This window comes from Allobosea sp. NPDC055332 (assembly GCF_053645455.1).
Genome location: NZ_JBSHMO010000002.1, coordinates 780676 through 799686, shown reverse-complemented (window position 1 = coordinate 799686; position 19011 = coordinate 780676). Strand labels below are relative to the sequence as shown.

Annotated in this window: 22 protein-coding genes; 9 read left to right on the top strand and 13 right to left on the bottom strand. The window is 67.3% G+C overall.

All coding sequences use genetic code 11. From position 1 onward, the window contains the following. Nucleotides 1-5 precede the first annotated feature (5 nt). Complete coding sequence (locus tag ACWIGM_RS12470) at nt 6-701, top strand: SDR family oxidoreductase (RefSeq protein ID WP_454026249.1); 696 nt, start codon at nt 6-8, stop codon at nt 699-701. 4 nt (nt 702-705) lie between these two features. Here the strand turns inward: ACWIGM_RS12470 and ACWIGM_RS12465 are convergent, their stop codons facing one another. Continuing rightward, nucleotides 706-1323: a LysE family translocator gene (locus tag ACWIGM_RS12465; protein WP_454026248.1), complete on the bottom strand. Its 618-nt coding sequence runs from the start codon at nt 1321-1323 to the stop codon at nt 706-708. 91 nt (nt 1324-1414) lie between these two features. Here ACWIGM_RS12465 and ACWIGM_RS12460 point away from each other — a divergent pair, with 91 nt between their 5' ends. The 3 genes from ACWIGM_RS12460 (at nt 1415) to ACWIGM_RS12450 (ending at nt 4976) form a co-directional block, all read left to right on the top strand. Further along, a complete protein-coding gene (locus tag ACWIGM_RS12460) occupies nt 1415-1999 on the top strand; it encodes a GNAT family N-acetyltransferase (RefSeq protein WP_454026247.1) in 585 nt (194 codons plus the stop codon). A 138-nt stretch (nt 2000-2137) separates the two neighbouring features. Further along, nucleotides 2138-3817, top strand: a complete 1680-nt coding sequence (locus ACWIGM_RS12455) for a methyl-accepting chemotaxis protein (protein ID WP_454026246.1) — start codon at nt 2138-2140, stop codon at nt 3815-3817. Between the two features lie 67 nt (nt 3818-3884). After that, complete coding sequence (locus ACWIGM_RS12450) at nt 3885-4976, top strand: ATP-dependent DNA helicase (RefSeq protein ID WP_454026245.1); 1092 nt, start codon at nt 3885-3887, stop codon at nt 4974-4976. Here the strand turns inward: ACWIGM_RS12450 and ACWIGM_RS12445 are convergent. Further along, on the bottom strand, nt 4960-5430 hold the full coding sequence (locus ACWIGM_RS12445; protein ID WP_454026244.1) for a hypothetical protein: 471 nt from the start codon (nt 5428-5430) through the stop codon (nt 4960-4962). The genes ACWIGM_RS12450 and ACWIGM_RS12445 overlap by 17 nt on opposite strands. A 150-nt stretch (nt 5431-5580) precedes the next feature. Between ACWIGM_RS12445 and ACWIGM_RS12440 the strand changes: the two genes are divergently transcribed. Further along, nucleotides 5581-6765 carry a MalY/PatB family protein gene (locus tag ACWIGM_RS12440; protein ID WP_454026243.1) on the top strand — a complete coding sequence of 395 codons (1185 nt, stop codon included), beginning with the start codon at nt 5581-5583 and terminating at the stop codon, nt 6763-6765. 13 nt (nt 6766-6778) lie between these two features. Here the strand turns inward: ACWIGM_RS12440 and ACWIGM_RS12435 are convergent, their stop codons facing one another. The 3 genes from ACWIGM_RS12435 to ACWIGM_RS12425 form a co-directional block, all read right to left on the bottom strand. Continuing rightward, nucleotides 6779-7528, bottom strand: coding sequence for an SDR family oxidoreductase (locus tag ACWIGM_RS12435; protein WP_454026242.1), 750 nt, complete (start codon nt 7526-7528; stop codon nt 6779-6781). A gap of 80 nt (nt 7529-7608) precedes the next feature. Beyond that, entirely contained in the window at nt 7609-8367 is a 759-nt protein-coding gene (locus ACWIGM_RS12430) for an anti-sigma factor (protein ID WP_454026241.1), read from the bottom strand. Then, nucleotides 8364-8927, bottom strand: a complete 564-nt coding sequence (locus ACWIGM_RS12425; RefSeq protein ID WP_454026240.1) for a sigma-70 family RNA polymerase sigma factor — start codon at nt 8925-8927, stop codon at nt 8364-8366. Before ACWIGM_RS12425 ends, ACWIGM_RS12430 begins: the two co-directional genes overlap by 4 nt. Before the next feature lie 202 nt (nt 8928-9129). Here ACWIGM_RS12425 and ACWIGM_RS12420 point away from each other — a divergent pair, with 202 nt between their 5' ends. The 3 genes from ACWIGM_RS12420 to ACWIGM_RS12410 all read left to right on the top strand — a co-directional run bounded on the left by ACWIGM_RS12420 (nt 9130) and on the right by ACWIGM_RS12410 (nt 12767). Continuing rightward, complete coding sequence (locus tag ACWIGM_RS12420; RefSeq protein WP_454026239.1) at nt 9130-9921, top strand: DUF4394 domain-containing protein; 792 nt, start codon at nt 9130-9132, stop codon at nt 9919-9921. Nucleotides 9922-10089: 168 nt separating this feature from the next. After that, entirely contained in the window at nt 10090-11520 is a 1431-nt protein-coding gene (locus ACWIGM_RS12415) for a DUF1800 domain-containing protein (protein WP_454026985.1), read from the top strand. A gap of 2 nt (nt 11521-11522) precedes the next feature. Further along, the gene (locus ACWIGM_RS12410; protein WP_454026238.1) at nt 11523-12767 is read left to right on the top strand and encodes a DUF1501 domain-containing protein; all 1245 of its coding nucleotides are present in this window, start codon (nt 11523-11525) and stop codon (nt 12765-12767) included. A 145-nt stretch (nt 12768-12912) separates the two neighbouring features. On the opposite strand, the gene leuD is transcribed toward ACWIGM_RS12410, so the two are convergent. The 7 genes from leuD to ACWIGM_RS12375 all read right to left on the bottom strand — a co-directional run bounded on the left by leuD (nt 12913) and on the right by ACWIGM_RS12375 (nt 17413). Further along, a complete protein-coding gene (leuD, locus tag ACWIGM_RS12405; protein WP_454026237.1) occupies nt 12913-13515 on the bottom strand; it encodes a 3-isopropylmalate dehydratase small subunit in 603 nt (200 codons plus the stop codon). A gap of 50 nt (nt 13516-13565) precedes the next feature. Continuing rightward, the gene (locus ACWIGM_RS12400; protein ID WP_454026236.1) at nt 13566-14198 is read right to left on the bottom strand and encodes a LysE family translocator; all 633 of its coding nucleotides are present in this window, start codon (nt 14196-14198) and stop codon (nt 13566-13568) included. Beyond that, nucleotides 14195-14992: an RDD family protein gene (locus ACWIGM_RS12395; RefSeq protein ID WP_454026235.1), complete on the bottom strand. Its 798-nt coding sequence runs from the start codon at nt 14990-14992 to the stop codon at nt 14195-14197. Before ACWIGM_RS12395 ends, ACWIGM_RS12400 begins: the two co-directional genes overlap by 4 nt. Before the next feature lie 2 nt (nt 14993-14994). Beyond that, entirely contained in the window at nt 14995-15453 is a 459-nt protein-coding gene (locus ACWIGM_RS12390; RefSeq protein WP_454026234.1) for a metallopeptidase family protein, read from the bottom strand. Further along, nucleotides 15453-15698 carry a hypothetical protein gene (locus ACWIGM_RS12385; RefSeq protein WP_454026233.1) on the bottom strand — a complete coding sequence of 82 codons (246 nt, stop codon included), beginning with the start codon at nt 15696-15698 and terminating at the stop codon, nt 15453-15455. Before ACWIGM_RS12385 ends, ACWIGM_RS12390 begins: the two co-directional genes overlap by 1 nt. Before the next feature lie 26 nt (nt 15699-15724). After that, complete coding sequence (gene leuC, locus ACWIGM_RS12380) at nt 15725-17143, bottom strand: 3-isopropylmalate dehydratase large subunit (RefSeq protein ID WP_454026232.1); 1419 nt, start codon at nt 17141-17143, stop codon at nt 15725-15727. 93 nt (nt 17144-17236) lie between these two features. After that, entirely contained in the window at nt 17237-17413 is a 177-nt protein-coding gene (locus ACWIGM_RS12375) for a hypothetical protein (RefSeq protein WP_159650289.1), read from the bottom strand. A gap of 151 nt (nt 17414-17564) precedes the next feature. Here ACWIGM_RS12375 and ACWIGM_RS12370 point away from each other — a divergent pair, with 151 nt between their 5' ends. Then, complete coding sequence (locus tag ACWIGM_RS12370; RefSeq protein ID WP_454026231.1) at nt 17565-17963, top strand: hypothetical protein; 399 nt, start codon at nt 17565-17567, stop codon at nt 17961-17963. Between the two features lie 121 nt (nt 17964-18084). On the opposite strand, the gene kynA is transcribed toward ACWIGM_RS12370, so the two are convergent. Further along, nucleotides 18085-18933: a tryptophan 2,3-dioxygenase gene (gene kynA, locus ACWIGM_RS12365; RefSeq protein WP_454026230.1), complete on the bottom strand. Its 849-nt coding sequence runs from the start codon at nt 18931-18933 to the stop codon at nt 18085-18087. Nucleotides 18934-19011 lie beyond the last annotated feature (78 nt).

Below are 19011 nucleotides of genomic sequence, written 5' to 3'. Positions count from 1 at the left end.
CGACCATGCCCCAGACCTGGATGATCACCGGTGCCAATCGCGGCATCGGCCTGGCGTTGACGATGGAATTGCTGCGGCGGGGCGACCATGTCGTCGCCGCAGCGCGTGATCCCTGGGGTGGGGCGCTGGCGGAGGTCGCCGGCGGACAAGCGGGAACGCTGACCCCGCTCGAGCTCGACGTCACCTCCGACAGAAGCATCGCCGCGGCCAAGCAGGCGCTCGATGGCCGTCCGATCGACGTGCTCGTCAACAATGCCGGCGTCTATGGCCCGCGCGACAAGCAGTCGGCGCTGGACATGGACTTCAAGGCCTGGCGCGAGGTTTTCGAGGTCAATGTCTATGCTCCCTTACGGGTGGCGCAGGCTTTCCTGCCCAATGTCGAGGCCGGCTCTGGCCGCAAGATCGTGACGATATCGAGCCGCATGGGCTCGATCGGTTCCAATCCCTCCGGCGCGATTGCCTATCGCTCCTCGAAGGCGGCGGTGAACATGGTGATGGTCGGCTTCGGCAATGCGGTCCGCGACAGCGAGGTCGCGGTGCTGCTCTTCCATCCCGGCTGGGTCCGCACCGATATGGGCGGCGGCGGGGCGGACATCCCGCCGGCCGAGAGCGCTGCCGGGCTGATCGCCACGATCGATGCCTCGAGCATGCGCGAGACCAACAGCTTCCGCAACTGGAAGGGCGAAGAGATCCCCTGGTAGGGGATCAGCTGCCGCGGGTCGAGGCGAGCCAGAGCCCGCCGCCGATCAGGAAACCGCCGCTGACCTTTGACATCAGCCGGACGCGCCGCTGCGAGAGGAAGCGCCCGGCCCGTCCGGAGAGGATCGCATAGGCGCCGTCGCTGAGCGCGGCGAACAGCATGGTGGTTGCGCCCATGATTGCGATCTGGGTGGCATGGTCACGGGCTGGATCGAGGAACTGCGGGAAGAAGGCGCCGAAGAAGACCAGAGTCTTCGGGTTGCTCAGCGCGACCAGGAGCCCCTGCAGGAAGAAGCCGCCGCGCGGCGGACGCGCTTCGATGAGGCCCTCGGCCGCCGCCCCGGCACTGCGATACATCTTCCAGCCCAGCCAGATCAGATAGGCGGCGCCGGCGAGGCGGACCCAGTCGAACCAATGGCCCATCGCCGCGATCACCGAGCTCAGGCCGATGCCGACGATCGCGATCATGATCGCGAGGCCAGCCTGTGTTCCTGCCACGTTGAGAAGCCCAGCGCGGCTACCATGCCTCAGGCTGTTGGCGATGATCAGCGTCACGGTCGGGCCGGGTACGATGATGATGACCAGGCAGGCGACGAGATAGGCGGCGAAGAGTTCGAGTGACATGGGATAGCCTCCGGCGGCTTGGCGGCCGCCTTGAAGACGGCGCGTCATTCCTCTCCTGTTTGCGCCGACCTGTCGAGAGAGGAGGGCGGACGTGCCGAAAACTGGTTTCCAGGTCGTCCCGCTGACACCGGAGCATTGGCCGGCGCTGGAAGACCTCTTCGGCCCGCACGGTCCCTGCTATGGCTGCTGGTGCAACCATTTCCGCATGCCGCCGAAGCTGCGCAAGCCATTGCTCGGCGAAGGTGCGCGGCAGCTCTTCGAGGACCGGGTGAGGAGGGGGCCGCCGCCCGGCGTGCTCGCCTTCGCCGGCGACGTTCCGGTCGGCTGGCTGCAGATCGGGCCGCGGGCACATGTGCCCGAGTGGAACAATCCGCGCCGCGCCTCGACACCGCTGCCGGATGCACCGGCGCAGGATGAGCGCAGCTGGGCGGCGTCATGCTTCTTCGTCCGCAAGGGCTTTCGAGGCCAGGGTGTCACGGCAGCTCTGCTCGCCGGCGGGCTCGCTTTCGCCCGGGCGAGTGGCGCACGCCTGGTCGAGGCTGCGCCGATGGACAACGAGGAGAAGCGCAGTGCCGATGGGCTCTATGTCGGGCCGGAGAGCGTGTTCCAGCGCGCCGGCTTCGCCGAGGTCGCCAGGCAGAAGCCCGGTCGGCCGCTGATGCGGTTCGCGTTCTGAGAGCCGACGGGCGCAGGCTCGCGCCCGGGTCGTTGTCAAGTTTGAAATTTAAGATATTTGAGGTAGTTAGCTGGCTCCGTTAAGCATCTGTTTGCTTCGCAACTGCGAGAAGTCCGCCGCTCGACATTGGCGGTGGATATGATGCGGCGGTTCGGGTTGACGGCGAAGATCACGGCGCTTTTCGCGATCTTCGGCATCGCGGCGGCGCTCGGTCTCGCCAGTGCCGTGAGCGGTCTCGATTCCGTTCACGACATCGATCGCCAGGCCTTTGCCGGGCAGCAACTCGCCAACAAGGCAGCACTGCTCTCCAGCCGGGTCGCGCAGGCGTCGCTCCTCAGCCGTTTCGAGGACGCGGCCGAGCCACGGGCCGTCGAACAGGCGCTCGACCAGCTCGACGCCGCCATCGAGCTTGTCGATGCGGCGCGGGCCAATCTGGCCTCTTCCTTGCCGGCAAATATACAGCAGTCCAACGCGACGCTGGATGCGCGTATCCGGACCTTCGTCGATTTCCAGCGCGACATCGTCGAGATCGGCCGCAAGGTCTCGCCGAAGGCCGCACTGATCGAAGCCTCGGCCGAAGCCGCAAAGGAGAATGTCCGCCAGATCATGCTGGTGACCTCGGCCATGCGTGACGATCTCGATCGGCAGGCCGGGATCGCGGCGTCCCGGGCGCAGGATCTTGCTTCGCAGGTGAGGTTGCGTGTCATCGTGATTGCCGCCGGCCTGCCGCTCGCCGGCGGGATGCTGGCGATCCTGATGTTGCGGACGCATCTGACCCGGCCGCTGCGCGAGCTGATGGACGCGATCAAGCTGGCGACATCGTCGGACCGGGTCATCGACGTGCCGCATCGCAGGCGCCGCGACGAAATCGGCGAGCTTGCCCGCACGGTGCGGACGCTGAGCGAGTTCCGTGCCACGCTCGTCACCCGCGATGCCGAAGCCGATCTCTCGCAGCAGCACCAGCAACGCCGGACCGAGGAACTGCACCGCATCGCCCAGGAATTCGAGACGCGCATCGGTCGCCTGCTCGCCGATATCGGCCGGTTGAGTGAGGGGTTGCGCGCGGCGCTCGCCGCCTCTGCCGCCCGTTCCGCGCAGATCTCGCACAGCGGCAACGCTGCCGCACAGGCCGTCGCAGGAGCCGGCGATGAAGCAGAGCGCATCGCCGATGCTGCCGTGCGGCTGGAGGAGGTCGTCGAGCAGATCAATCGTGAGGTCCGGCGTGTCTCCGAGACCGCGAGCCTGGCGACCCGCGACGCCGCCGGCACGGTCGGCCTCGTCGGCAGGCTGACCGAGAATGCCGGCAAGATCCGCGACGTCGTCCAGCTGATCGAGGCGATTGCCCGGCAGACCAATCTGCTTGCCCTCAACGCCACCATCGAGGCGGCCCGCGCCGGCGCGCATGGCCGCGGCTTCGCCATCGTCGCCAGCGAGGTGAAGGCGTTGGCGACGCAGACCGCCGACGCGACGGCGCAGATCTCCAAGCGGATCGCGACCGTGGACACGGCCCTGTCGCAGGCAGCTCAGGCGATCATCGGCATCGCCGGCCGGGCCGGTGCGGTCGAGCAGGCGAGCACCGAGATCTCGACCATGGTCGCCTCGCATACCGGCCTGCTGCAGGGGCTCGGCGAGACCATCGCGCGCATCTCGGTGGTCACCGGGCAGGCCGCCAGCGCCGTGACGACGATCGCCGGCGCCGGTGTCCAGACCTCTGCCCATGCCGAGCAGGGCGCGAGCGGTGCCCGCCAGCTCGACGAGCGCATCTCGGCGCTGCAGGCCGAGGCCGACGAGTTCGCCCGGCGGCTGCGCGCCGCCTGAACCGGCTTGCCTTGGCCGCCCGACTCGCGGCCTTGTGCGCCATGCCCAAAAGCATCCGCCTTCTCTCATGAGCTGGTCGCCGCAGCAGGACGCGGCGCTTGCCGCCGTGGCCGATTGGCTCAAGGCCGGCTCGCCACAGCTCTTCCGCCTGTTCGGCTATGCCGGCACGGGCAAGACCACGCTCGCCCGCCATATCGCCGAGGGTGTCGACGGCACCGTCGTCTTCGCCGCCTTTACCGGCAAGGCGGCGCTCGTGCTGCGCAACAAGGGCTGCGAGGGCGCGCAGACCATCCATTCGCTGATTTACCGCTCGCGTGGCGTTGACGAGGAGAGCCCGACATTCGTGCTCAACCGCGAGAGCACCGCCGCCAAGGCCAAGCTGATCATCATCGACGAATGCTCGATGGTCGACGAGGAGCTCGGCCGTGACCTGCTCTCCTTCGGCACGCCGGTACTGGTCCTCGGCGATCCCGCGCAGTTGCCACCGGTCAAGGGTGGCGGCTTCTTCACCGAGGCCGAGCCCGACATCATGCTGACCGAGGTCCATCGCCAGGCGGCGGACAACCCGATCGTGCGCATGTCGATGATCGTGCGCGAGGGCGGCCGGCTCGAGGTCGGCGACTATGGCGCGAGCCGGATCATCCGGCGCGCCGAGATCACGCCGGAGATGGTGCTCTCGGCCGATCAGGTGCTGGTCGGCCTCAACAAGACGCGCCGGCAATACAATGCCCGCATGCGCCAGTTGATGGGCCATGTCGCCAATGTCCCGGCGGTCGGCGAGAAGCTGGTCTGCCTGCGCAACGACAAGAGCAAGGGCCTGCTCAATGGCGGCGCCTGGATCGTGCAGGAGCTGAAGACCTCGAAGAAGGGCCTCGTCACCATGCGGGTGACGCCGGAGGACGACACCGGCGGCAAGCCGGTCAAGGTTTCGGTCATGCCGAACTTCTTCGACGGCACCGAGGACGAGGTGCCGTGGGAACTGCGCCGCCACACCGACGAGTTCACCTTCGGCTACGCCCTGACGGTGCATAAGGCGCAGGGCTCGCAATGGGACAACATCGTCATGTTCGACGAGGCCTACGCTTTCCGCGAGCACCGGGCGCGCTGGCTCTATACCGGCCTGACGCGGGCGGCCGAGACGATCACGGTGGTGATGTAAGCTCCGCGAGCAGGCGGGCGCGTTCGAGGTCCTTGGGGCGCCCAAAGCCTTCGATGATGTTCCGGAGTTCATCGCGCTCAGGGACATAGACGGTGGCGCCATCGATCGTGAGCGCCTGCCGTGTCGCCGGCAGGACCGGATGCCAGGCATTGCCGACACGATGCTCGAAGCCGGCCATGAGATCGACCGGCACGGGCGGCGCCGGCCATTTTGCCAGGACCTGCGACCGGAACAGCGGGTTCGGTGGCCCCTGATAGGGCTCTATGCCGAGAACCGGCAGGATGCGGTTGATATCCTCGACGCTGAGCAGGATATCGACATCCGCAACCGTGATCGGGCTTGCCCCATGCAGAGCGGCTGCAGCGCTGGCGATGATCCACCAGGGATCGCGCGCCGTCGCCATGATCGCAGCGACGGAAACGAAGGTCTCGACCAGAGGGGCTGGCAGGCTCATGAGCGGCCTATAGCAGCCCCAAGGCCGCAGCGGCGAGCTGGCGCCAGACCGCCACGGTAGATTGGAATTGCGTGAAACGCTGCTGGCGGAGAAGAATTTTCTTGGTATGCGATGGTTTCGTGCTGGCCCGGCAATGCATCGGAACCCGAGATGATCGCAGCTTCGACCTTTGACTTGCACATCGACCGCCGCGGCAGCAACTGCGCCAAATGGGACAAGATGGAAGCCATCTACGGGGTGCCGGCTTCCGAGGGCATCGCCATGTGGGTCGCCGACATGGATTTCCGCCCGCCGGCCTGCGTGCAGGCCGCGGTCGAGGCGATGGCCGCCCATGGCGTCTACGGTTATTTCGGCGACGAGAAGACCAATAGCGATGCGATCCGCTGGTGGATGCAGGAGCGCCATGGCTGGGCCGTCGAGCCGCAGGCGATCTTCACCACGCATGGGCTGGTGAACGGCACCGCGCTCTGCGTCGATGCCTATACCAGGCCGGGCGACGGCGTCGTGCTGATGACGCCGGTCTATCACGCCTTCGCCCGCGTCATCAAAGCAGCCGGCCGCGAGGTCGTCGAATGCCGGCTCGCGCAGGAGGATGGCCGTTATGTCCTCGACATCCCCGCTTGGGATGCGCAGATGACCGGCAAGGAGAAGATGCTGATCCTGTGCTCGCCGCATAATCCCGGCGGGCGGGTCTGGAGCCGTGAAGAACTCCGCCAGATCGCCGATTTCTGCGTCCGCCACGACCTCGTTCTGGTCTCGGACGAGATCCACCATGACCTCGTCATGCCCGGCTACAAGCACACGGTCATGCCCCTCGCGGCGCCAGAGATCATCGATCGCCTGGTGATGATGACGGCGACGACCAAGACCTTCAACATCGCCGGCGCCCATGTCGGCAATGTCATCATCTCCGACGAGAAACTGCGCGCGCCGTTCCGCGCCCGGATGAACGCGCTCGGCATCTCCCCGAACTCCTTCGGCATGGAGATGTCGACCGCAGCCTACAGTCCGGCGGGGGCGGCCTGGGTCGATGCGCTCACGACCTATCTCGACGGCAACCGTCGGCTCTTCGACGAGGCGATCCACGCCATACCCGGCCTGCGCTCGATGCCGCTGGAGGCGACCTATCTCGCCTGGGTCGACTTCGCCGGAACCGGTATGGAGCCGAAGGACTTCATCGCTCGTGTCGAGAAGCAGGCGAAGATTGCGGTCAACCACGGCACCAGCTTCGGCGCCGGCGGCGACAGCTTCCTGCGCTTCAATCTCGCGACCCAGCGTTCCGTCGTGGTCGAGGCCGCCGAGCGCCTGAAGCGGGCCTTCGCTGACCTGCAGTGAGGGCAGTGGCTAATCAGAAATGCGCGAGATAGCCGCCGTCGACCGGTAGGGTCACGCCGGTGACATAGGCCGCTTCCGGAGAGCACAGGAAGGCGACGGCGCCGACCAGCTCGGTCGGCGCGCCCCAGCGTCCGATCGAGGTGCGCTGCGCCAGCATGCCGGCGATGCCGGGATCGGCGACGAGGCCGGCATTGGCCTCGGTCGCGAAGAAGCCGGGCGCGACGGCGTTGACCGTGATGCCGCGCTGGCCGAGCTCGGCCGCGAGCGCCCGGGTGAGCGCCTCGAGCCCGCCTTTGGTCGCGATGTAGCCGGGATCGCCGGCTCGCGCGATCGAGCCGGCGATCGAGGTGATGTTGACGATGCGCCCGCCATCCGGGATGTGCCGGGCGAGGCGCCGCACCAGGTCGAAGGGCGCGACGAGGTTGACCTCCAGCAGCGCGCGGAAGGCGGCACGGTCGAGCGCATCGAGTGGCCTGCGGTCGCGCAGGCCGGCATTGTTGACGAGGATGTCGATGCGGGGGTGACGGTCGAGCAGCGCATCGAGCGCCGCTGCTGTTGCCTCCTCGTCGGCAAGGTCGGCGGCGAAGGTCGAGACCGCGAGGCCTTCGGCGGTTAGCTTAGCGGCAGCGCTGTCGAGCATGTCCTGGCTGCGACCATGGATCACCACATGCGCGCCGCGCGCCGCGAGCCCTCTGGCGATCGCTAGGCCGAGGCCCTTGCCGGCCCCGGTGACCAGAGCCGTTCGTCCGTTCGGATCAGTCATTGCCTCTCGCCGTCAGCCCTGCAGGTCCGCCGAGCTTGTCGCCCGGCGGCGTCCTATCGCGTCAGCACCGGTCCGGTCCATCACAGCCGCTGCGAGGTCGTGCCCTTGGCGATGATCGGGCCGGTCGGGCGTCCGGTCGGCGAGCCCGATGCAGGCTCCAGCGTGATCTCGAAGAGCTGGTCCTTGCCGAGCGGCAGGTTGTCGAGTCGCAGGGGTGTCGAGCGGGCACGATCGATCAGGCCGACCGAGCGCGGGCCGACCGCACGGTCCCACAAGGTCCAGATCTCGAGCGCCTTGCCGGCCGGCACGTCGATGCTCTGCAAGGGCAGCATTTCGACGCGCCCGTCGGCGAAGGTGTTGACCACGGCGGCGGCGGCGTTGCCCTCGGTCAGAAGCACCGCGACCATCAATGGCTGGCGCTTGGCACGATCGAGTGCGCTGACGAGACCGATGGCCAACAGCACGGTCGCCAATGCACCGGCGAAGGCGGCGCCGCGCCAGATGAACAGGCTGTTCCACCACTCGGCGAAGCGGCTGGAGCCGGCCATTGTCGCGCGTGACGTCGCTGCCGCGGAGGAAGCCGTCGGCTGGAGCAGGCCTGCCAGTCCGGCCTCGATCCGGGGCCAGAGATCAACGGATGGCGCGAGCGGCGTGGCCGTCGCATCGATTGCGAAGAAGTGCAGGCGCCAGCGCTCGACGGAGGCGGCGAAATCGCGATCCGTGTCGAGACGGCGCTCGGCCGCGGCGAACTCGACCCCGTCGAGCAGGCCGAGCACATATTCGCCGGCGAGCGCGTCGCGCTCCGGCGGGCCGAGCTGGTCATCGCGGGAGGCGCTCATCCGAGACACTCCTTCAGCGAGAGCAGCGAGCGGCGGATCCACGATTTGACGGTCCCGAGCGGCAGCTTCATCCGTCCGGCGATCTCGCCATGCGTCAGCCCCTGGACGAAGGCGAGCAGCACCAGGCCACGCCGCTGTGGCGGCAGCATCTCCAGGCAGGCGCGCAGCGCCGTGGCATCCGACAGCTTCGCCATCACCGTCTCCGGATCGTCCTCCTCGCTCGCGGTTTCCTCGGCGATCGGCGTGTCGCTCGTCTCGGTGCGCTTCTCGTCGCGCAGGATCGACAGCGAACGATTGCGCAGGATCGCATAGATCCAGGTCAGGCCGGCGCCGCGTTCCGGATCGAAGCGGTCGGCATGCCTGAAGATCAGCACGAACGCGTCCTGCACCGCTTCCTCCGCCAGGGCCCGGCGCTTCAGCAGACGCTGCGCCACACCGAGCATACGCGGCGACTCCGCCTCATAGATGCGCCGGAGTGCAGTTTTATCGCCGGCGGCGCAGGCGAGCAGCGCGGTTTCGATCTCGCCGGCCTGTCGCGGCTGCGTAGCGTCGGTCGCCATCCGTCTCCCCGGTAATCCGGCCGTCATCTCGGATGCGGCGAGCCCATTGATACGCGATCGCTGTGGCTTTGGATGCGTCCGAGGCTTTTATTTTTTCATCCGCATCTGCCCCGAGAGTTCGCCGCTATCCGCCATGGGTGCCGCACCGCAGGAGGCGTCGGCCAGCCCCTTTGAGATCGCGACACGAACCGGAGGACATCACATGACCAAGGCTCGCAACCTGCTTCTCGCTTCCACCATTCTCGCCACCGCTTTCGCTGCGGCCAGCGCGGCCCAGGCCGGCATGCTTGCCGTCCTGACTGGCGACGACACGCTGACCATGGTCGATACCGCGACCCAGAAGGCCGGCAAGTCGATGAAGGTCAGCGGCATCAACGGCAAGATCGCCGGCATCGATGTCCGCCCCGCCGACGGCATGCTCTATGCGCTGGCGACCGACGGCACGATCTACACGGTCGACAAGGCCGGCAAGGCCACGATGAAGTCGAAGATGGATACGGTGCTGCCCGCCAGCACCATGGCGACGGTCGACTTCAACCCGGCCGCCGACCGTTTGCGCGTCATCGGCGCCGACGGCACCAATCTTCGGGTCAATGTCGACGACGGCAAGACCACGGTCGACGGCAAGCTGAAATTCGCCGAGACCGACATGCACAAGGGCGAGACGCCGATGGTCGTCGCCGGCGCCTACAGCAATTCGGTCAAGGGCACCAAGGAAACGGCGCTTTACGATATCGACGGCAAGATCGGCGGGCTCTTGAAGCAGGCGCCGCCGAATGATGGCGTGCTCGGCGCGATCGGCAAGCTCGGCGTCACGCCCAAGGCAATCGCTTTCGACATCGAGACGGCTGCTGACGGCACGAATACCGGCTGGCTCGTCGCCGATGGCGGCCTCTACAAGGTCGACCTGACCTCGGGCAAGGCCGCGATGGTCGGCAAGATCGGCGGGCTCACCGCGCCGGTGCGTGATGTCGCGGCGCTGCCGGCGATGTGACCCGAACGCATCTTTCGACCTGCGGGAGGCCGTCGTTCCCTCGGGAGCGGCGGCCTTTCGCGTTGCGAAGACGGCCGGGCTTTCGCCATAGTTGCAGTGGAATCTGTCGGCGGCGGCGCAGATGGCGGAGGCGAGGGCATGGCAGATTGGTCAGACCCACGCTTGAGGATGCAGGCCTTGCAACGCTTCGGCCTCGGTCCGAAGCCGGGGCAGGGCGTAGCGCTGGCAGATGTTCGCGAGCGCCTGCTCGCGGAGATTCGCAGCGAAGGCGCTACCCAGCCGCGCGTCAGCTTCTCCGGCGCGGCGCCGATCGGCCGGGCACTCTATGCCTTCGAGGACGAGGAGCGGGCCGCGCGCGAGGCAAAGCGTGTCGCTGCCCAGCAGGGTGGCCAGCAAGGCATGGGGCAGGGCGTGCAGGTCGCCGCCGCGCCGCCCATGCCCGGACAGCCGCAAGGCCAGATGCCAGCCCCCGCACAGCCGGTTCCCCAGTTTCCGCAGGCGATCTATCGCGAGGAAGCGGTCGCGCGCTTCCAGGGCGCGCTCGAGGCCGAGACCGGCTTTGCCGAGCGGCTGGTGCAGTTCTGGTCGAACCATTTCTGCGTCTCGGTCGCCAAGGGCAACTTCGTCCGCGCCATGGCCGGCGCCTTCGAGCGCGAGGCGATCCGCCCCAACATCTTCGGCCGCTTCGAGGAGCTGCTGGTCGCGGTCGAGAGCCATCCGGCGATGCTCAATTTCCTCGACAACCAGCTCTCGATCGGCCCGGATTCCCGCGCCGGCAAGCGGCGGGGCCGCGGCCTCAACGAGAATCTCGCCCGCGAGATCATGGAGTTGCACACGCTCGGCGTCTCCGGTGGCTATACACAAGGAGACGTCACCTCGCTGGCGCGGATCATCACCGGCTGGACGGTGGTCGGGCGCGATGCCCGCCTCGGCTTCCCCGGCTCTTTCGCCTTCAATCCCGGCCTGCACGATCCCGGCGGCCAGAGGCTGCTCGGCAAGGTCTACCGGCAGGAGGGCAAGGAGATGGGCATGGCGGCGCTCGCCGACCTCGCCCGCCATCCGAGCACGGCCTCTTTCATCGCCCGCAAGCTCGCCCGCCATTTCGTCGCCGACGATCCACCGCAGGCGCTGGTCGCCGAGCTCGCCCGCAACTTCCGCGAGACGGGAGGTGATCTTGCCGCGCTGTCGCGCACACTGGTGACCTCGGAGCTTGCCGTAGCCGCCCCCGCGACCAAGCTGCGGACCCCGCAGGAATTCCTCATTGCCGCGTTCCGGGCGCTCGGCCGCAAGCCAGAGTTCGGCCAGGTCGCCGGGCCGCTCGGCGTGATGGGCCAGCCGCTCTGGCAGCCCTCCGGGCCGGACGGCTATCCCGACAGCAATGCCGCCTGGGCGACGCCGGAGGGGATCAAGACCCGCATCGACGTCGCCGCACAGCTCGGCCGCCAGGCGGCGGGCTCGGTCGCCGATCCGCGCGCGTTGGTCGAGGAGGTGCTCGGCCCGCTCGCTTCGCCGCAGACGCGGCAGGCCGTAGCGCGTGCCGAGAGCAAGCCGCAGGCGCTCGCGCTGCTGCTGATGTCGCCTGAATTCCAGCGGAGGTGAGCATGGCCGCCGACGATGACGATTGCGAACGCATGACGCCTTCGCGCCGGGCCGTGCTCGGGGCGGCCAGCGCACTCTTCGCCTGGTCTTACATGCCGAAATTCGCCCATGCGGCGGCGGGTTCGCGCGATTCCCGCTTCCTGCTGGTGGTGCTGCGCGGCGCGCTCGACGGGCTTTCCGCCGTGCCGCCGCTCGGCGATCCCGCCTACGCCGAACTGCGCGAAGGCATCGCTTTGGCCAAGGACGGGCCGGAGGCGGCGCTGCCGCTCGACGGCTTCTTCTACCTGCACCCGGCGATGCCGAACCTGGCCCGGCTCTATGCCGATGGACAGGCGGCGATCGTTCACGCCAGCGCCACCGGCTATCGCGAGCGCTCGCATTTCGACGGCCAGGATGTGCTCGAAAGCGGACAGGGTGGCCCGGGCAAGACCGATAGCGGCTGGCTCAATCGCCTGATCGCCAGTCTGCCCCCGGGCGAGGCGGTCTCGCGTCATGGCGCGCTTGGCGTCGGCGTCGTCCCGCCTCTGGTGGTACGGGGCGAGGCGCCGGTGCTTGGCTGGGCGCCGCCGCGCATGGCACGGGCCGGCGCCGATCTCGTCCAGCGCCTCGGCGATCTCTATGGCGAGCGTGATCCGGCGCTGGCGCTTGTGCTGAAGCGGGCGATCGAGACCGAACTGATCGCGTCGAGGCAGGGCGCCGAGCAACCGCGCGGCGGCGGCGGGCCTGACAGCGCCGAGGGCATGAAGCGCATCGCCGAAGGCGCAGCGAGGCTGGTCGGCGCCGAGGATGGTCCGCGCATCGCTGCTTTGGCTTTCGAGGGCTGGGACACGCATGCCAACGAAGGCGGCGCCAAAGGAAGGCTCGCCACGCTGCTTGGCGGGCTCGACGGTGCGCTCGCGACCTTCGAGAGCGGACTGAAGCCGGTCTGGAAGGATACGGTGGTGATGGTCGTCACCGAGTTCGGCCGCACCGCTCGCGTCAACGGCACGGTCGGCACCGACCACGGCACCGGTACGGTCGCCTTCCTGGTCGGCGGCGCGGTCAAGGGCAGGCGGATGATCGTCGACTGGCCCGGGTTGAAGCCGGAGCAATTGCACGAGCAGCGCGATCTCAGGCCGACCATCGACATCCGCGCGGTTGCGAAGGGCGTGGTTGCGGATCTGTTCGGGCTGTCGGGGCCTGTGCTGGCCGAGAAGGTGTTTCCAGGTACCGGCGGCTTGGCGCCGATGCAGGGGCTGGTTGTCTAGCGTCCTTCTCCCCTCCGGGGAGAAGGTGCCGGCAGGCGGATGAGGGCGGCACGACTGGGTGAAACGACAAAGGGCCGCTCACGCGGCCCTTCCCTCATCCGTCAGCGCTACGCGCTGCCACCTTCTCCCCCGAGGGGGGAAGGGCTCAAGCCCAGGCGCGGCCCTTCAGCTTCTCCTCGAAGGCGTCGATCTTGCTCGACTTCTCCATGGTCAGGCCGATGTCGTCGAGGCCGTTGAGCAGGCAGTGCTTGCGGAAGGGGTCGATCTCGAAGCGGACCTCGCCACCGTCGGGGCCCTTGATGCTCTGGTTCACCAGATCGACGGTCAGCGTCGCGTTCGAGCCGCGATCAGCGTCGTCGAACAGCTTCTCCAGGTCTTCCTGGCTGACCACGATCGGCAGGATGCCGTTCTTGAAGCAGTTGTTGTAGAAGATGTCAGCGAAGCTGGTCGAGATCACGCAGCGGATACCGAAGTCGAGCAGAGCCCAGGGCGCGTGCTCGCGCGACGAGCCGCAGCCGAAATTGTCGCCGGCGACGAGGATCTCGGATTTGCGATAGGCCGGCTGGTTCAGGACGAAGTCGGGGTTCTCCGAACCGTCCTCCTTGTAGCGCATCTCCGAGAACAGCGCCGTGCCGAGGCCGGTGCGCTTGATCGTCTTCAGATACTGCTTGGGGATGATCATGTCGGTGTCGACATTGATCACCTTCAGCGGGGCGGGGGTCGAGGTCAGGGTGGTGAAGGGCTGCATGGCGGATACTCCGGCAGGTCGTTCTGGTCAGGATGGGATGAGGCGGCGCGTCAGAGCTGCGCCGTCAGGAGCTTGAAGCTGGCGAAGGTGAAGAAGGCGGCGAGGCAGGCTTCCGCCCGGCGGCGGATCCGGCGATAGCCCGCCACCATCGAGGCGGTCGAGAACAGCCAGGCATAGGTCTGGTTGATCGCGAGCGAGATCGTCAAGCATCCCAAGATGATGGCGTAGAGCACCACCGCCGGCGTCTCGGGCCTGAGGCCGAGCGCGATGATCGCCGTCCAGCTCAGGATCGCCTTCGGGTTGGTGAGGTGCATCAGGTAGCCGCGCAGATAGAGGCGGCGGCCCGAGCCACTGGCTTTCGGCGGCGGCATCTCCGCCTGCATGGCCGAACGCGCCGAGCGCCAGGCCAGGAACAGGAGATAGAGTCCGCCGACGATCTTGATGGCGTAGAGCGCGCCGGGATGGGCGACGATCAGCGCGGTGACGCCGACCGCGGCGAGGATGCCCCAGGTCAGCGATCCCGTGGTGACGCCGAGCGCCAGCGTCATCCCGGCTTTCCGACCATGTTCCATCGAGGTCGCCATCACCTGGAGATTGCTCGGTCCGGGGCTGGCGACGGCGATGAAGAAGGCCGAGAAGACCAGAGCCAGATCGGGCAGGTGGCGGATCAGTTCGTCGATCATCGTTCAGTCTCCGTCGCGGCGTCGAGGGCAGGCGTCGGTGCGACGCGAACGATCCGGGTCCCGGCCAAGATGTCGTGCAGCGGTGCGTGCGGCAGGTCCGGACGAACGCTGAATGGCCGCCACCAGACGGCATAGGCCGTCGCGAGACACAAAAACACCAAGGCCAGCAGCCAGGCGGTGAGGCCCTTGGTAACGACCAGCCAGAACACGCCGAAGGCAATAGCCAGGCCCAGGGCCGTGGCGGCCGCGCCATAGACCAGACGCAGCAAAGCGGCGGCAAGACCGACCCGTCCGCCGTCCGAGGCCACGAGCCTCAGCCCGAACAGGCGCAGGGCCGGGGTCGCCTGCATCGGCGAAATCACGAACAGCACGGAGACGGCTACGAAGAAGAGGATGCCAAGCCAGTCGAGATAGGTCGGGTCGACCGGGTTGCCGGCAGCGTCGACCGCCACACTGGCCCAGCTCGTCTGGGTAGCGTTGTCCCGGATGCGTTCCTCCCGCGACAGCTGGACGATGCGATCGCGGACGAGGCCGAAGCTCGTGCCGTCGCAGAGGGTCGTCTTCGTCCAGATGATGCCGGGCATGGTCCGGCTGCCGGCGTCGAGTACGGCCTGTGACGGCTTCGTCTCCCTGCACTCGCTCGAGGTGACGCCGAGACCGCTGAGGCGGAACCGGTCGCTGGCCGTGCCGGCGATGGCACTGAAGGCGAGCACGAAGATCAGCGATGCAGCGACGAAATCCAGGCTGACCGCAATCACGCGGCGCCAATACCAGAGTTTCGGCGGTTCGGTCATGGTCACCCCGCCGCCTTCTCGATCGCGTCCATGTCGTCGTCGTCGAAGCCGAAATGGTGGCCGATCTCGTGGACGAGCACATGGCTGACGATGGCGCCGAGCGTCTCGTCATGCTCGGCCCAGTAGTCGAGGATCGGCCGGCGATAGAGATGGATGGTGTTGGGCATCTGCCCGGTCTGCGGAGCATAGCCCTGCTGCGGCAGGCCGATCCCGGAGAACAGGCCGAGCAGGTCGAAGGGGCTCTCGGCCTCGAGCTCCTTCAGCACGTCGTCCTCGGGGAACTCGGTGACGTTGATGACGAGGTCGGCGCAGAGCTTGCGGAAATCCTCGGGCAGGCGGTCATAGGCCGCTTGCGCCAGGATCTCGAACTCGGCGCTCGAAGGCGCACGCACGCCGTCCCAGTCGAGACCCTGCGAGGCCGGCGCCGAAGCGCCTGTCTTGATCGAGGGAACTGAGCCCATCACCAGATCTTCAGTTGATGCCCGAGCCACCAGGACAGGCCGATGAAGGCGATCAGCGAGAGACCGCGGCCGATGCGTCGGCCCCAGAGCTCGATCTTGTCGCCTTCCGGCGCGTCCTTGCCGGAGAAGTGGTCGGCCGCGCGCCCCATGGACGAGCCGAGGAAGCTCTCGTCGTCGCGCCTGACGCGATCGAGCGCTTCCTTGGCTTCCTTGGCGCGAGCGGCTTCGCGGGGATCGGTGCTCATGACATCCTCCCGCGAAACGATCCGCTTCAGCCCAGCGTACGCACGTCGACGAAGTGGCCGATCAAGGCCGCTGCCGCCGCCATTGCCGGCGAGACCAGGTGGGTGCGGCCGCGATAGCCCTGGCGACCCTCGAAATTGCGGTTCGAGGTCGAGGCGGCGCGCTGGCCCGGCTTGAGCTGGTCCGGGTTCATGCCGAGGCACATCGAGCAGCCCGGCTCGCGCCATTCGAAGCCGGCGGCGAGGAAGATCTTGTCGAGCCCCTCGGCTTCCGCCTGCTGCTTCACCAGGCCGGAGCCCGGCACGATCATGGCGTAGTCCAGGCTCTCATGAATCTTCTTGCCCTCGACGATCTTGGCGACGGTGCGCAGATCCTCGATGCGGCCATTGGTGCAGGAGCCGATCCAGATCACGTCGAGCGGGATCTCGGTCATCCTGGTGCCGGCGGTCAGGCCCATATAGTCGAGCGCCCGCTTCTTCGAGGCGCGCTTGACCTCGTCCTCGATCTGCTCGGGATCGGGCACCGCGCCGGTCACCGAGATCACGTCCTCGGGGCTGGTGCCCCAGGAAACGATCGGCGGCAGGTTGGCGGCGTCGAGCCTGACGATCCGGTCGAAATGCGCGCCCTCGTCGGTCCGCAGCGTTTCCCAGTAGCGCACGGCCTCGTCCCAGGCGGCGCCCTGGGGCGCCTTCGGGCGGCCCTTGAGATAGGCATAGGCCTTCTCGTCCGGCGCGACCATGCCGGCGCGGGCGCCGCCCTCGATCGACATGTTGCAGACGGTCATGCGGCCTTCCATGGAGAGGCCGCGAATGGCCTCGCCGGCATATTCGATCACCGAGCCGGTGCCGCCGGCGGTGCCGATCTCGCCGATGATGGCGAGCGTGATGTCCTTGGCGCCGACGCCCGGAGCGGGCTTGCCGTCGACCTGGACCAGCATGTTCTTGGCCTTCTTCTGGATCAGCGTCTGGGTGGCGAGCACATGCTCGACCTCCGAGGTGCCGATGCCGTGGGCCAGAGCGCCGAAGGCGCCATGCGTCGAGGTGTGGCTGTCGCCGCAGACGATGGTGGTGCCGGGCAGGGTGAAGCCCTGCTCGGGGCCGACGATGTGGACGATGCCCTGGCGGATATCGAGCTCGTTGAAGTACTCGACGCCGAACTCTTTCGCGTTCTTGGCCAGCGCCTCGACCTGGATCCGGCTCTCTTCCTCGGCGATGCCCTTGCTGCGGTCGGTCGTCGGGATGTTGTGGTCGACGACGGCGAGCGTCTTGCTGGGCGCATGGACCTTGCGGCCGGTCATGCGCAGGCCCTCGAAGGCCTGCGGGCTGGTGACCTCGTGGACGAGGTGGCGGTCGATATAGAGCAGGCAGGTGCCGTCGTCCTGGCGGTCGACGACATGGTCCTCGAAGATCTTGTCGTAGAGGGTGGTGGGGGCCTTGGTCGCAGTCATGGCTTCAATCGCCTTCGGTATGGAAATCGGGTAGCGGCCCGCTTTGGGGCCAGCACGCATCGCAACGGCCTGTCGCCGGCCGGACGGCCGGTCTCAGGCGAGCGTAAGGCCTGCTGCGAGCGAGGCCGTGAAGCGGCCGAAAAAGCGCCAGGGCAGGCGGGCATGGTCATGCAGCGCGGCGAAGCCCTGGGTGGTCGGAAAACGGCGCAGGTTCAGCGTGCGGCGCATCACGCGCCGGACTTCGCCCCTGTTCTGCCGCTTCACCGTCATGACCCGCTTCTACCAGTTCCAAACTGCACGGGCAACGCGGCGGGGCTGTCGCAGGGGCAGCCGCGTAGCGCGTTCAGTGCAGGGCTGATATCTAGCGGCTCCGGGTGCGCTGCGAAAGAGTGGCTGCGCCGGCAAACGGAACGGTGATGCGATGGCGCGCTTCTTTCCCTTCATGCTGCTGGCGGTCATCGCCTATGGCGTCACCGTCGCGGCGATGGGCGTGCCGCTCTCGCGCGAGCTCCTGAGCATCGGCCTGCCGTCGGGCGGTGCCTTCGTGCTGACGGTCAGCGAGCTCCTGCTGGCGATCTCGACCATCGTGCTCTTCTTCGAGATCATGAATGCGACCAGCGCCAAGTCGAGCTCGATCCTCAACCATGGCCTGTCCATGGTGGTGTTCATCGCCTGCGGGCTGATCTTCCTGTTCGTGCCCGGTTTCGGCACCGGCACCTTCGTGATCATCACGCTGATGGCGCTGGTCGATGTGATCGCCGGCTATTCGATCAGCATCCTGACGGCGCGGCGGGACATGACCTTCGGCAACAACGAGTAGCCCTTACTGTCATGGTCGTGCTTGTCCCGGCCATCCACGTCGTCTTGTGATGCGTGCGGTGTTCAAGACGTGGATGCTCGCCACAAGGGCGAGCATGACGAACTAGAGACGCGTCTTCGCCTTACAGCTCGCTGCGCAGCTGCCAGAGCTCCGGAAAGAACGAACGCTCCAGCGCCGTCTTCAGGAACTTCACCCCGCTGGAGCCGCCGGTGCCCTGCTTGAAGCCGATGATGCGCTCGACCGTCTTCATGTGGCGGAAGCGCCATTGCTGGAACTGGTCCTCGAGATCGACCAGCTCCTCCGCGAGCTCGTAGAGGTCGAAGTATTGGTGCGTGTCGCGGTAGATCGAAAGCCACACTGCCTTCACCGCCTCGTTCGCGACATGCGGCTGGCTCCAGTCGCGCTCGGTACATTCCGGCGGAACCGGCAGCCCACGGCGCGCCAAGAGCCGCAGTGCCTCGTCATAGAGGCTCGGCGCCTCCAGCAGCGCCTGCAGATGGGCGTGGTGCTCGGGGTGATGCTTGTGCATCGCCGCCATGCGCGGATCCTTGGCGCCGAGGCGGAATTCAAGCGCGCGATACTGATAGGACTGGAAGCCCGAGGACTGGCCGAGTGCGTCGCGGAAGGCGAGATAATCGGCCGGGGTCATGGTCGAGAGCACGTCCCAGGCAGTGACCAGTTGCGCCTGGATGCGCGAGATGCGCGCCAGCGACTTGAAGGCCGGCTGTAATTCGTCGGCCCTGATCGCGGCGATGGCGCCGTCGAGCTCATGGGCGGCGAGCTTCAGCCAGAGCTCCTGCACCTGGTGGATGGTGATGAACAGGAGCTCGTCGGGCGCGTCGCTTAGCGGCTTCTGCGCTGCGAGCAGGAGATCGAGACCGAGATAGGAGCCGTAGTCCATCCGCTCCTTGAAATCGGTCTGCATGCCCGGCTCGATCCGGCTCTGGTGATCGCCCGTTCCGCTGGTCATGATGCCGCCCTCGCTCGTCTCGCGCCTTGACTAGAGAGAGGCGCAAGATATTTTAAGCTTAAAGTATTTTGCCGGTTC